The organism is Pseudomonas sp. 3296, assembly GCF_031456615.1.
In the GTDB taxonomy this organism is placed as follows: domain Bacteria; phylum Pseudomonadota; class Gammaproteobacteria; order Pseudomonadales; family Pseudomonadaceae; genus Aquipseudomonas; species Aquipseudomonas mucoides.
In genome coordinates this window covers 414,876-428,294 of sequence record NZ_JAVDUY010000005.1, presented here as the reverse complement: position 1 = coordinate 428,294, position 13,419 = coordinate 414,876, and the positions used below count along the sequence as shown (strand labels likewise).

General features: G+C 50.4%; 12 protein-coding genes and 1 tRNA gene. 7 read left to right on the top strand and 6 right to left on the bottom strand.

Features of this window, described 5'->3' with window-relative positions; genetic code table 11:
• Positions 1-139: 139 nt before the first annotated feature.
• Positions 140-448, bottom strand: coding sequence for a DUF3077 domain-containing protein (locus J2X66_RS15955; protein ID WP_310265952.1), 309 nt, complete (start codon positions 446-448; stop codon positions 140-142).
• A 690-nt stretch (positions 449-1,138) separates the two neighbouring features.
• Here J2X66_RS15955 and J2X66_RS15950 point away from each other — a divergent pair.
• Entirely contained in the window at positions 1,139-2,059 is a 921-nt protein-coding gene (locus J2X66_RS15950) for a hypothetical protein (protein ID WP_310265950.1), read from the top strand.
• Between the two features lie 347 nt (positions 2,060-2,406).
• Positions 2,407-3,219, top strand: coding sequence for a hypothetical protein (locus tag J2X66_RS15945; protein ID WP_310265949.1), 813 nt, complete (start codon positions 2,407-2,409; stop codon positions 3,217-3,219).
• Positions 3,220-3,315: 96 nt separating this feature from the next.
• Here J2X66_RS15945 and J2X66_RS15940 read toward each other — a convergent pair whose 3' ends face one another.
• From J2X66_RS15940 to J2X66_RS15920, 5 genes are all read right to left on the bottom strand, one after another.
• Positions 3,316-5,169, bottom strand: coding sequence for a DUF3732 domain-containing protein (locus J2X66_RS15940; RefSeq protein WP_310265947.1), 1,854 nt, complete (start codon positions 5,167-5,169; stop codon positions 3,316-3,318).
• Entirely contained in the window at positions 5,166-5,630 is a 465-nt protein-coding gene (locus J2X66_RS15935; RefSeq protein ID WP_310265945.1) for a hypothetical protein, read from the bottom strand. Before J2X66_RS15935 ends, J2X66_RS15940 begins: the two co-directional genes overlap by 4 nt.
• A gap of 2 nt (positions 5,631-5,632) precedes the next feature.
• Entirely contained in the window at positions 5,633-6,847 is a 1,215-nt protein-coding gene (locus tag J2X66_RS15930) for an ABC-three component system protein (RefSeq protein ID WP_310265942.1), read from the bottom strand.
• Between the two features lie 374 nt (positions 6,848-7,221).
• Entirely contained in the window at positions 7,222-7,551 is a 330-nt protein-coding gene (locus J2X66_RS15925) for a hypothetical protein (RefSeq protein ID WP_310265940.1), read from the bottom strand.
• A gap of 149 nt (positions 7,552-7,700) precedes the next feature.
• Positions 7,701-7,785 (bottom strand) — tRNA-Leu (locus J2X66_RS15920).
• A gap of 107 nt (positions 7,786-7,892) precedes the next feature.
• Here J2X66_RS15920 and queA point away from each other — a divergent pair.
• The 5 genes from queA (at position 7,893) to secF (ending at position 13,308) form a co-directional block, all read left to right on the top strand.
• The gene (gene queA / locus J2X66_RS15915) at positions 7,893-8,942 is read left to right on the top strand and encodes a tRNA preQ1(34) S-adenosylmethionine ribosyltransferase-isomerase QueA (protein ID WP_310265937.1); all 1,050 of its coding nucleotides are present in this window, start codon (positions 7,893-7,895) and stop codon (positions 8,940-8,942) included.
• Positions 8,943-8,956: 14 nt separating this feature from the next.
• The gene (tgt, locus tag J2X66_RS15910) at positions 8,957-10,072 is read left to right on the top strand and encodes a tRNA guanosine(34) transglycosylase Tgt (protein ID WP_162491076.1); all 1,116 of its coding nucleotides are present in this window, start codon (positions 8,957-8,959) and stop codon (positions 10,070-10,072) included.
• 43 nt (positions 10,073-10,115) lie between these two features.
• Positions 10,116-10,451: a preprotein translocase subunit YajC gene (yajC, locus tag J2X66_RS15905; protein WP_007982729.1), complete on the top strand. Its 336-nt coding sequence runs from the start codon at positions 10,116-10,118 to the stop codon at positions 10,449-10,451.
• Between the two features lie 64 nt (positions 10,452-10,515).
• The gene (gene secD, locus J2X66_RS15900; protein ID WP_310265935.1) at positions 10,516-12,384 is read left to right on the top strand and encodes a protein translocase subunit SecD; all 1,869 of its coding nucleotides are present in this window, start codon (positions 10,516-10,518) and stop codon (positions 12,382-12,384) included.
• A 9-nt stretch (positions 12,385-12,393) separates the two neighbouring features.
• Positions 12,394-13,308 (top strand): protein translocase subunit SecF, encoded by a 915-nt coding sequence (gene secF / locus J2X66_RS15895; RefSeq protein WP_123435029.1) that lies wholly within the window; start codon positions 12,394-12,396, stop codon positions 13,306-13,308.
• Positions 13,309-13,419 lie beyond the last annotated feature (111 nt).

Sequence of the window (13,419 nt, the reverse complement as noted above, 5' to 3'; positions counted from 1 at the left end):
AAGCCGTTCCAACCACCAGCTGTAGGAGCGAGCCTGCTCGCGAAAAACTCAAGGCAACCACCACTCGCGCTGAATGCCCAAGCCCCTCGCGCCCAAACCCACTCTACATGCGCTAGACCTTATTTCTAGAACCTAAAAGCTACTCTTTAGCTTCCGATGCCCACTTGGACATCGGTGCAACAGTTCGATCCCGCGTCAGCACCTTCGCCACATCATCAACCACCGCCTTACCCATCGCCGTCAAATAATGCGCAGCCCAGGCATGGCGGTCAGTGTCTGTGGCATACGCAGCATCTTCATTCAGCTTCTTGGCGAGAAACAGAAAGTCAGAAGCCATGGATAACGCATCGCCGAGGGGAACGCCGCGAGTGACGTGGAAGAGTGGTTGATCCGCGCAGTAGATGGCGGGAGTCAGGCCGATGGTTTGGAGTTCTGGTTGATCGGTCATTGGCCACCTCCGATGAAGGAGAGGCGGTGGGAGAGGGTGGACAGTGGGTCGTTACGCAACTGAGAGTCGCGCTGAAGGAAAAGCCAAAATTTGTACGGATTGATGCTGCGCATTATCAGACTCCTTGATATGTGAAGCTGCCGCATCCGTTTCCACACGAATGGGTGACAGCTGTGCGCAGGGTGGAAAACCGGGAATCAAGGAAACCGGCACGCCCGAAGACGTCCCACGCACAGCCGCCATAACTCACGCCGCAGACACAAAAAAAGCGCCGGCAGACGTGATGGGGGCGCTGTTGCGCCTTGAATTACACGGGTTTCCACACCCGGTCGCTGAATTGGCAGCGACGGTGGAAGCGTAGCGTGCAGACACTTTCCCTGCAACCTTTGAAAGCTTCGACCTCAAACCATTCTTGGTGAGCATAATGTAGGTAGTCCGCTTTTTTATTTTCCGCCTTTTTATACGTGTTTCTCGCTAGGAAGGTCCTTGAATAGATAAAGCTTACGCCCTTGCTAGCGGAGTAAACGTTATTCATATCTCTTCTTCGCTCTGTCCGAATGCGCGACATGGTTCGTAAGAAGGTTAAATTATTGATGTTTAAAAGAAATAACAGTTAAAAGGAATTTGGGCTTGTTGATGGCGTGGGCTATATGCCATTATCGGTGGAAATGTTGACTTAGGATGTGTCTCATGCCAGTTAAAAGGAAAATAAATTTTGCATATCTATCTCCAGGATGGGGATTTATTGGGGGCGATAAGTCAGTATTAAAGAATAATAGGAAGGTTACTGCTGAAGAATATGAGCCGGAAATGGCTGGTAATCTATTTTGTCCCGGCTGCTGTACTAATATCGAGCGGACCCCGAAGGGAAAAGATCTCTTTGCTAATAATAGAGAAGCATTTTTCCGTCATTTATCGAAATGGAAGCATATAGCTTGCTACTTGAGGGCGAAAAAGCCGCTTGGTAAACGTTATAATAGTTGGGAGGAAGCTAAGCGCGCTATAGATCACGAGGAGCTTTCTATTATTAGTCAGTTTCTTCAAGCTAAGCCTGAGGTAATAGTTCCACCTTCAACTGAGTATGATGAAACGGTCGTTGAAGATGAGAACGGCCCCGATACTCCCGTTCCGATTGGACGCCATCATGGAGAGTCATTTCAACTTCCCAGCAAAATATCTACCGTTGCTGGCATCTGCCGTAATTTTGAAGTAAATCTTCAGAAGTACTTTTATTTGCCTGAGGCGAAACACGCTATAAATTTGGCGGAGCTATTAGTTAATGTCGCCGATGTGGACTACAACATCATGGATGTAGATCAAGTTCCAAAACTATATTTTGGTAGGATTGCTCGCTCGTGGAATGCTGGCTCTTATTCGGGGTCGACGAGAATGACAAGGCTTAAGTGTGGTGAAGCTGTAAAAGACTTTACATTGAAATTGACCGATGGTTTTTCGCGAGATAAAAATATAAATGATAACGCGAAAGATCGTATTGTGATGTTTTATGGGAAAATTACAACTAATGGGATTGGTTTGGCTGCTGAAGGTTTGGCTTGGGGGGAAGTGTCTTTGCTCCCAGCTAAATATAATGATCTACTGCTTCCAGGGTGAAGTATTAACGATAGAAAGGCGGCGTGCATAGCATTTCAATGAATAACGTGGTACGTCATTTTTTATTTAATTACTAGTTGCTCGCCTAGGTGGCTGGTTTTTTATAACTACTCCTGGAAGCTATCCTTTCATTCCCGTTTTTTATCATGGCGAGATACGCTCTGTTTTTTGATGGTGGAAATATGCGATGAATGACCAAAAGAAGTTAGTTGGGCGACGGTTGTAGTATTGCCGTGCTGTGCTGACGGCCCTTGAAAAAAAACGCGTGTTTGCGTGCTGTTGACTAAAATGCGAAGTGAGTTGACTGAAAATACGTTTGGGATGGCTTGGTAACGGAGCGTCGGATAATGATTGAACAACTTAAACAAATAACAAATCTTAGAACTTATGTTGCATCTGTCGTTGTGTTCGTTGGTGGGGTTTTATTGCTTGCTATAAGCGAAAGGTCAGCATTCTCTGAGGGGTATTTGTGGGTAAAGTCACTACTATCAAATATCGGCGCGCTACTTATTGCTTCGGTATCGATTGCAATGCTTTGGGAGCTCTTTTCGAAAAGATCATTCTTGGAGGAGCTGCTGGCGAAAACTGGCTTAGCCGAAGACATTAGAACCGTCGGTGTGACGGGGATATCATTGAACCCTGTACAAGGTCCAAATTTTTCCAAGCTGATTAGAGCGTGTGAGAGGCTTGATATGTTTGTATGTTATGCCAACACTTGGAGAGCAACATTTGAAGAAGATTTAAAATTTTTGGCCGCCAAAAGAGGTAGTAGAATTAGATTGATAGTGCCGGATCCTGATAATGAGGAGATAATGAAAGATCTGGCAAAAAGGTTTAATGCTAATGATGCTGCGACGATGCAGGGTCGAGTAAGGCAGGCTATTAAGGAATATATAGCTCTATTTGCGTCGGTGGGTAATGATAAACTGGATTTTAGTGTTTGGATTCATGATGAGACACCTGTCACGAGCTTCTATCGTTTCGATCGGTGTGCAGTTGTTACCCTATATAAACATTCTAAGGGGAGGGGGAATGCCCCAACGATAGTCGCGGAACGTGGAGGTGCACTATACAATTACATTGAGTGCGAAATTGATTCTATGATAAAGGGAATAGCACCTTATCCACAGCTGGCACGCAAGATTTATCCTCAGGTTTAGCTTTCTCTTTAATGATAAGTTTAAGAGCGAAAATAAATCTGTAACTACCCGCCTAATACCAATTTGGCTTAGGCGGGTCAGTCATGCGAGCTCTGTCTAATGACGGTTCTTCCAGCTTGGCGGAATAAGTGCGTTATCTTCACGGAACTCAGGGAGAACGTGCACGTTTGCTACGTTCTCAAAAAGAGTAACCGGAACGTGTTCTAGTACAATCATTTGAAACTCGGCACCATAGGTTTTTTTCATCCGCTTCACAAAATTACCTAATAGATCAAAGACCTGACTGATTTTGGCCGCGTCTGAGCTTTGGATATGACTTTCGTCTGTGATTTTTTCCTCTCCATAATAGGGCCGACTTGGCTGATCAATGAATAGAAACGCAGGAACGAATATGGAATCTTTGCTAATCGCAGCTTCATGCAGTGCAAGGAAAAGGAAAAGGTGCATGAACATGTGGTTTGAGCTACTGCCAACGTTCTCTACTAACGCTGAGCGAGGTTTTCTGAGTTGTAGTTTTTTATCTTTGTAGTTGAAGGATACTTGGTAAGAAGCATAGTTGTCCATTGCTGCAGCTGCTTCACTGAGTAGTGCAAGTGCAATATCATTGATCTGATTTATTGTATTGGTTCGGATGTCGTTAACATCATCTACGTTGATGCTTTCAAGTTCTTCTAATAGTTCTTGAATTTTACCTTCATAGCTAGTGTTGTCATCACTGACAACATCTCCATATGTCTCCAATTGGGTTTTGACGCGAGTAACAAATCTGACCAGGTCAATGAACGCTTCAAATGACTTTGGCTTTTGAGGTAGTGATTCGATTAGTTCCTCAATGCCTTTCTTTTGGTTTTCCAGATCCCTCATCATAGTACTGACTTGGGTATCAGCAGGTTGCTTGGAGGCTGTGGATTTTTTTAAGGCCAGCAAATCAACCGTAAGGCAATTTATGAGGTCATCAAATATTTCGGTTTTTAAAACTTGATCTGCTTGTGCTAGAAGAGTTTCAAGAGGTTTTAGGCTGTCAAGAGTTACCTTGAGTGTTGCCTTGTATTCCTTGTGTTCATCAGAAAACTCCCTAAGCCTCCGCATCCGGCGGTTGATTTCAAACAATTGAGCTTTTGCATCTGCCAGTCGTTTAGCGTCCTGGCCCAGTGCGTCTGGGGTAGGGTCGTTATCAAATACTTCTTTTAAGAAATCAATTGATACTTTCTTTGGTACTTTATCGATCAAGCCATACTCGGCGGCTGAAGCAGCTATTTTTCGAGCTTCGCTTTCAAATAAGTGTCTACCATTTGAGAGTACGTCTTTTTTCTTTTCGAGTTTGTCGATAGCTCGCTGTAAGTCCTCTGCGCGCTCCCGCGATGAAATATTTTCTAAGTTATCGACACCTAGTCCCAAATCGAGAACGCGGGGCAGGGCGACACGATATCTATCTTTAGTTTGATTGTCGAAGTAAACGTCGCTGTTGGTAATTATGTTTTCTGAAATAGTATTGAATAGTAAAAAATACCTGAAAGAGACTTGAGTTCCTTGTTTTACTCCGCGTCCGCCATAAAGAACTACGCTAGCATCTAGCCCGAATTCGCTTTGCAGAATAGTCTTTACATCATCACTCACTGCGTTGGGAGTTGGTATCTCTGGTAGGGCACCGATACTTGAAAAATATAACTGGTCAGAAACTTTTTGAGCGGTCGGACTTTTTCGTGCAATCGTGTAATTTTTGTCGTTAATGTAAAATTGAATGCCGTACCATGACACGTTGTCGTTGATAACGTCATGGGGGAGTTTGTGTTCACTGGCGAGCAGGCAATAATCGATTATATGAAGTAGTGAGGTTTTTCCCCTATTGCTACTGCCGGTTAATACATTTATTTGGCCGCGTTTGAACTCGATGTCTCTGGTTTCGTTATGTGTGGACCATAAGCGAATTTTGTCGATGCCGAATTTCACAGTTGTATCCTAAGATTCAAATAAAGTTCTTCTTCTGATGAGTCTAGAAGCGCCGCAATTTCAGCTGAAGCAGTATTTATTAGCTGCGAGCGTTTGCCGAGATTAGAATTCACGGCAAAGTCTTTCAGTTTGAAAAGAGTGTTGTCAAATGTAATAAAGCCGAGTTCGTTTAGTAGCTGTATACCATTTATTGAATGAAGTAGGCTTGCGTGAAAGCGCTGATTAAAGTTTTGGGCGAAATCTGGCCGCATTGCTATGAGTGAGGCAATTTCTCGTGAGCGAGTGTTGGCGTTTGCTAAAAACTTCAGTGTGGGTGCATGCATGACTATAGGCATGATAGTTAACGCCTTGGCGAGGCTTAAAGATGCACAGTGACTCAGTGTGCATCCAATAGCGACGGCGGCGATACCAGCATTATTGTAACCACTCCAGGTGGTTTGGATGTTTGATCCGTATTCCATGGTCAAATTTTATCCCAGTCGCGGTGCCATCCAATGGTGTTGTTGTCGGAAAGTACGTACAGTTCACCGTTGGAGTATTCCGTATTGAGTTCATCATCGCCGAGCAAGTATTTATCCATACGCATATTGTCGACGATACTAAGTCCCTTCTCCTTGATTTGTTCTTCGCTGCACTTGCGGAACGCCGCGCGATGGCTGTTTCGCCACCTTAGATGCACGTCTCTGTGGAGTGCATCTATCTCATCCGCAACAATTTCTCCCGCTTGTAGCCATTGCTCCAGGCTTCGTGCTAGGCGGACCTTATACGTTGAGTATTCTGTGATAATCTCATCATCTTGCTCGCAGATATCATCAACAGCTATGAGTTGGTTGACAAATCTCTGCGCGAGCAAGTCGGAAGGAAGGGCAGGTTCAAAATGTAGAGTTGAAAGGCGTTTGCTACGTGCGTCCTTGAATATTTTTTGGTACTTTTTGTTGAAGTCGTCGAAAAGGATTGTGGTGGCAGATCCAGCTGTAATGGAAATAAAACTATCATCTCGGACGTTCGAATTTATTCTATCGTACACTTCATCGATCTTGCTCTTTTCTATGAATTTACATTCAATAGTGTCTTTGATTTTTTGGATAATGTCAGACTCTCCAATATTGAATATTATTTTTTTGAAGAACTCCCGTTTTGCATAGTCTGATAGGGCTTTGACGGTGTTTATGTAGCCTTTAATCGTAGCGTCAGTAGTGGATTTTTCTAGAGCGTCAAGTTTGGAGTTGATTTTGGAGGCGTTTTCAGGGGTTGTATCTTCAATGTATGAAGTTATCAGTGTCGTAAAGGTATTTGTTTTGCTTGTACTTTTATTGGTGACTAAATGGAATTCCGTCTTTCTTATAAAGTTAATTTGTTCGGGTTCTGTGCTGCGTTTATCATTTGGATCTGAAATTACCTTCGCCCAGTTGTGCAGAGTTTTCCATAAGTCTCCATCCAGTTCTGTCAAAGCAATAGGACTACCATCAGCTTGCTTCTGAATTGTATGCTTGAGCTGAAACAACATTTGAACATCGTTGTCCAGTTCGGTGTGCACGTCGTCCTTGATTTCGAGACCAATGGATTGGCCTTTTTTCAAGTTCAGCAAACGATACAGGAAATAATAGTACTGGTAGTCGAATCCCGCACTCGCACCTGGTGCGGCGGTTTGCTCCATGAATGTCTTGTCACTAGCCATAACTCATCTCAAGGTGTGCATACACTATTACAGCTAGGAGGACACACACCTAGAATGTCATCCCTGACTGTTTCTGCGCGCTATGAAGCCACGGTGGCATATGAGAGTGCAAGCAATTTGCCATCCTCATTGCGTGACCTATTCATAATTAATAGAAATGAGTATTGCTGGCTGTATATGGATACAGTTATTTTTATTGGTATCGTGCTACAGGTTAAATGTTTCCGTCAGGGTTGGAGTAACGAAGTGAGCCAAAGCTAAAAGCGAATAGGGACAAGCAAAAAGGGATTGATTTCTATTCGAAAAACGAAAAAGGGGACAGGTCGTCGTCGGTTCGGCAATCGGGCGTTCCTTTTTAGTCCGCTCGCGTTCATTCATTGAATGTCTTTCAGATAATCCTTGAGCGCAACGAGCGGGGCATCAAGCTGCTCCATCGTCTGAATACTGGAAAATTCAGCGGCCAACCTCTGCAATTCCCGCCCCAACGGTTTATCCGCACCACCGATGGCTTCCAGCGCCAACCCCACACACTCATCCACTTTCGACTGAATTACCTCGACATCCCCCTTGCGCACCAGCAACCCAAAAACCTCCCGCTCATAATCGCTCATCAGCAAATCATCCCGAAGAATCGGACTCGACCCCTCCGTCTCATAAGCCAGCTTGAGACAGAACAAAGCAACAGTTTCCAGCAGCAGTTCCATGGGGTGAATCCTTGAGAATTGTCGTACCAACCGAGAACGAGAAGATCAAAAGCATCGCCAGCAAGCCGGCTCCTACAGGTCGGCGGGGTGTCAGCCACTTTATCGCAGACGAAAAAAAAGGCCTTGCTAAGCAAGACCTTTCTTAATTTTGGTGCCCCGAGGGAGACTCGAACTCCCACTCCTTTCGAAAACGGATTTTGAATCCGCCGCGTCTACCAATTCCGCCATCAGGGCTCAATGGCGGCGAAGTATAGAGATGAGATTACCGTCGGTCAATCAGGTACATAGAGAATTTTCACTATTTCGGCTAGACTTCCGGCCCCTGCTAGACGAACCCCATCATGCGCGTTGCTGACTTTACTTTCGAACTCCCTGATTCGCTGATCGCTCGCCACCCTTTGGCCGAGCGTCGCAACAGTCGCCTGTTGACCCTTGATGGGGTCAGCGGCGCCCTGGCGCACCGTCAATTCACTGATTTGCTCGAGCATTTGCGCCCGGGCGATTTGATGGTGTTCAACAATACCCGGGTGATTCCGGCGCGGCTGTTTGGCCAGAAGGCTTCCGGCGGCAAGCTGGAAATTCTGGTCGAGCGCGTGCTCGACAGTCATCGCGTGCTGGCGCATGTGCGTTCCAGCAAGTCGCCGAAGCCGGGGTCGAAGATCCTGATTGATGGCGGTGGCGAGGCCGAGATGCTGGCGCGTCACGATGCGTTGTTCGAGTTGGGGTTCGCCGAAGAGGTGTTGCCGCTGCTGGATCGCGTCGGGCACATGCCGTTGCCGCCTTATATAGACCGTCCGGATGAAGGTTCGGACCGTGAGCGTTATCAGACGGTCTACGCCGAGCGCCTGGGCGCGGTGGCGGCGCCGACGGCGGGGCTACATTTCGATCAGCCGCTGCTGGAGGCGATTGCCGCCAAGGGCGTCGAGACGGCGTTCGTGACCTTGCACGTCGGCGCCGGTACGTTCCAGCCCGTACGCGTGGAGAAAATCGAAGACCACCACATGCACAGCGAATGGCTGGAAGTCGGCCAGGATGTGGTGGATGCGGTGGCGGCGTGTCGCGCTCGCGGTGGTCGCGTGGTGGCCGTGGGGACCACCAGCGTGCGTTCGCTGGAAAGTGCTGCGCGCGATGGCGTGCTCAAGCCGTTCAGTGGCGATACCGATATCTTTATCTACCCGGGCCGACCGTTCCATGTGGTCGATGCCCTGGTCACCAACTTCCATTTGCCTGAATCCACGCTGTTGATGCTGGTTTCGGCGTTCGCCGGTTATCCCGAAGCCATGGCTGCCTATAAAGCGGCCGTCGAGCATGGATACCGCTTTTTCAGCTACGGTGATGCGATGTTTATCACCCGTAATCCCGCACCACGTGGCCCAGAGGAAACAGAATGAGTCGCCAAAGTCGTATGTCGTTTGAGTTGCTTGCTACTGACGGCAAGGCTCGTCGCGGTCGTTTGACCTTTCCACGCGGCACCGTAGAAACCCCGGCCTTCATGCCGGTGGGCACCTACGGCACCGTCAAGGGCATGTTGCCGCGGGATATCGTCGCCACCGGCGCGGAAATCATTCTGGGCAACACCTTTCACTTGTGGCTGCGTCCTGGCACCGAAGTGATCAAGAAGCACGGCGACCTGCACGATTTCATGCAGTGGAAAGGCCCGATTCTGACCGACTCCGGCGGCTTTCAGGTGTTCAGCCTGGGCGCCATGCGCAAGATCAAGGAGGAGGGCGTGACCTTCGCCTCCCCGGTTGATGGCGCCAAAGTATTCATGGGCCCGGAAGAATCGATGCAGGTCCAGCGTGACCTGGGCTCAGACATCGTGATGATTTTCGACGAGTGCACCCCGTACCCGGCCGACGAAGACGTCGCTCGCGTGTCGATGGAGTTGTCGTTGCGTTGGGCCAAGCGTTCGAAAGAAGCCCATGGCGACAACACGGCGGCGCTGTTCGGTATCGTCCAGGGCGGCATGCACCAGGACCTGCGCATGCGCTCCCTGGAAGGCCTCGACCAGATTGGCTTTGATGGCTTGGCCATTGGCGGTCTGTCGGTGGGCGAGCCCAAGCACGAGATGATCAAGGTGCTGGATTACCTGCCGGGTCAGATGCCGGCTGACAAACCTCGTTACCTTATGGGCGTTGGCAAACCGGAAGATCTGGTTGAGGGTGTGCGCCGCGGTGTGGACATGTTCGATTGCGTGATGCCAACCCGTAATGCCCGCAATGGGCATCTGTTCATTGACACCGGCGTGCTGAAGATCCGTAACGCGTTCCATCGCCATGATGATTCGCCGCTGGATCCGACCTGTGATTGCTATACCTGCCAGAACTTCTCCCGTGCTTATCTGCACCATCTGGACAAGTGCGGCGAAATGCTGGGTAGCATGTTGAATACCATCCACAATTTGCGCCATTACCAGGTGCTTATGGCTGGTTTGCGCGAGGCTATTCAACAGGGTACATTGGCCGCCTTTGTCGATGCCTTCTACGCCAAACGCGGGTTACCTGTTCCGCCTTTGGACTGAGTTTTCTGACCCCAAGATTCAACATTTGCAACTGGAGTGCTAAATGAGCTTTTTTATCTCTAATGCCATGGCTGACGCTGCTGCACCTGCGGCAGGCCCAATGGGCGGCGGCTTTGAGTGGATTTTCCTGGTCGGTTTCCTGGTCATCTTCTACCTGATGATCTGGCGTCCACAGGCCAAGCGCGCCAAAGAACAGAAGAACCTGCTGAGCAGCCTGCAAAAAGGCGACGAAGTTGTGACCACCGGTGGTATCGCCGGCAAGATCACTAAAGTGGCAGACGATTTCGTTGTTCTGGAAGTTTCCGACACTGTCGAAATGAAGTTCCAGAAGGGCGCTATTGCCGCGACGCTGCCAAAAGGCACGCTGAAAGCGATCTAAGTTTCAACTTCATATTCAATCGACGGGGCGCGCAAGGCGCCCCGCGTCATAAACGGGCGGCGTGATGCTGAACAAATACCCTCTGTGGAAATACATTCTGATCCTGGCGGTGCTGGCGGTCGGTCTGATTTATTCCGCTCCCAATCTATATCCTGATGACCCGGCCATTCAGGTCAGCGGTGCAAGTACTGCGCTGTTGGTCAATCAGGCTGATCTGGATCGTGTGAGCACTGCGCTCAAGGAATCCGGGATCAACGTCAAGGCAGCCACGCTGGCGGCCAATGGCAAGGGCGGTCTGATTCGTCTGACCAAGGCTGAAGATCAGCTGCCGGCCAAAGACGTCGTGCGCAAGGCATTGGGTGATGACTACGTCGTCGCACTGAACCTGGCACAAACCACGCCGCAGTGGCTGCGCAGCCTCGGCGCGCACCCGATGAAGCTGGGTCTGGACTTGTCCGGTGGTGTGCACTTCCTGCTGGAAGTGGACATGGACAAAGCCCTCGACGCACGCTTGAAAGTATATGAAGGCGATGTAAAGAGCCTGTTGCGTAAAGAGAAACTTCGCTATCGCAGCCTGCCGCAACTCAACGGTGCCATTCAGCTGGGCTTCAGTGATGAAGCAGCCCGCGAAGAGGCCCGTGCGCTGGTCCGCAAGAACTTCAACGATTTCGACATTGTTCCGGCCGATCTGAATGGTCAACCGGTGCTGCGTCTGGCGATGACCCCGGCCAAGCTGGCGGAAATCCGCGAATACTCCATCAAGCAGAACTTGACCACGGTACGTAACCGCGTCAACGAGCTGGGTGTTGCCGAACCGATCGTTCAGCGTCAGGGGGCCAACCGCATTGTGGTTGAGTTGCCGGGCGTTCAGGACACCGCAGAAGCCAAGCGTATCCTCGGCAAGACGGCCAACCTCGAGTTCCGTCTGGCGGCTGAACCGGGTGCTTCGAAAGCCACTTCCGAAACCTTCGAGTTCCGTGAAGGCAAGCGTCCGCCGGCACAGATCGAGCGTGGCCTGATCATCACCGGTGACCAGGTAACTGACGCCAAGGCTGGCTTCGGCGAGCACGGCACGCCAGAAGTGAACATCCGTCTGGATGGCCACGGTGGCGAGCTGATGAGTCGTGCGACTCGCAGCAACGTCGGTCGCAGTATGGCGGTGATCTTCATCGAGCAGCGTCCTGTTACCACCTACACCAAGCAAATGGTCAACGGCGTCGAGAAAGACGTTGCGGTCCAGACGTTTAAAGAAGAGAAGAAGATCATCAGCCTGGCGACCATCCAGTCGCCGCTGGGTGCTCAATTCCGCATCACTGGCCTGAACGGCCAGGGCGAGTCTTCCGAGCTGGCGCTGTTGCTGCGTGCCGGTGGTCTGGCTGCACCAATGTACTTCGCTGAAGAGCGCACCATTGGTCCAAGCCTGGGTGCCGACAACATCGTCAAGGGTATCGATGCATCGCTGTGGGGCATGCTGTTTGTCTCGCTGTTCATCATCGCCATCTACCGCTTCTTCGGCATCATCGCCACCGTCGCGCTGGCGGTGAACATGGTGCTGCTGCTGGCCTTGATGTCTTTGCTGGGTGCAACGCTGACCCTGCCGGGTATCGCCGGTATCGTATTGACCATGGGTATGGCGGTCGACGCCAACGTTCTGATCTTCTCGCGGATACGTGAAGAGATCGCGGCGGGCATGACCGTACAACGGGCAATCAACGAAGGCTTCGGCCGGGCATTCACCGCGATTCTCGACGCCAACCTGACAACACTGTTGGTCGGCGGGATTCTCTTTGCGATGGGCACCGGCCCGGTCAAAGGCTTCGCAGTGACCATGTCCCTCGGGATCTTTACCTCGATGTTCACGGCCATCATGGTGACCCGCGCGATGGTCAACCTGATCTTCGGCGGTCGTGACTTCAAGAAGTTGTGGATTTAAGGGGCTGCCATGTTACGTACAATCAACTTCATGGGCGTTCGCAACTTTGCGTTCGGCGTCACATTGTTCCTTACGGCGCTGGCCATTTTCAGCGTCTTCCACAAGGGCATGAACTGGGGCCTGGACTTCACCGGCGGTACGCTCATTGAGCTGACCTACGAGCGTCCGGCTGACGTCACCAAGGTGCGTGAGCAACTGGTGACTTCGGGTTATCACGAAGCCATCGTGCAAAGCTTCGGTGCAACTACCGATTTGCTGGTGCGTATGCCGGGTGAAGATCCGCAACTGGGTCATCAAGTGGCAGAAGCGCTGCTGAAAGTCGGCGGCGACAACCCGGCGACGGTCAAGCGCGTCGAGTTCGTCGGCCCGCAGGTCGGTGAAGAGCTGCGCGACCAGGGCGGCCTCGGCATGCTGATGGCGCTGGGCGGCATCCTGATCTACCTGGCATTCCGCTTTCAGTGGAAGTTTGCGGTCGGTGCGATCGTTTCTTTGATCCACGACGTGATCGTGACCATCGGCATCCTGTCGTTCTTCCAGATCACCTTCGATCTGACGGTGCTGGCGGCGGTACTGGCGATCATCGGTTACTCGCTCAACGACACTATCGTGGTATTTGACCGGGTTCGTGAGAACTTCCGGGTACTGCGCAAGGCTAGCCTGATCGAGAACATCAACATCTCGACCACGCAAACTCTGCTGCGGACCATGGCAACTTCGATCTCCACGTTGCTGGCGATTGCGGCCCTGCTGTTCTTCGGTGGTGACAATCTGTTCGGCTTCTCCATTGCGCTGTTCGTCGGTGTTCTGGCAGGTACATACTCGTCGATCTACATCGCGAACGTGGTGCTGATCTGGCTGAACCTGAATAGCGAGGATCTGATTCCTCCTGCGGCGACCGAGAAGGAAGTCGACGACCGTCCATAACGGCCATCGCCTTCCCGCTGTCTGCCAAAAAAGGCGCGAGTTGAACTCGCGCCTTTTTTTATGCTCCAAGGCTGGGAGAAGCGCGGGTTTGTCCCGCATGTGATGGTCAGG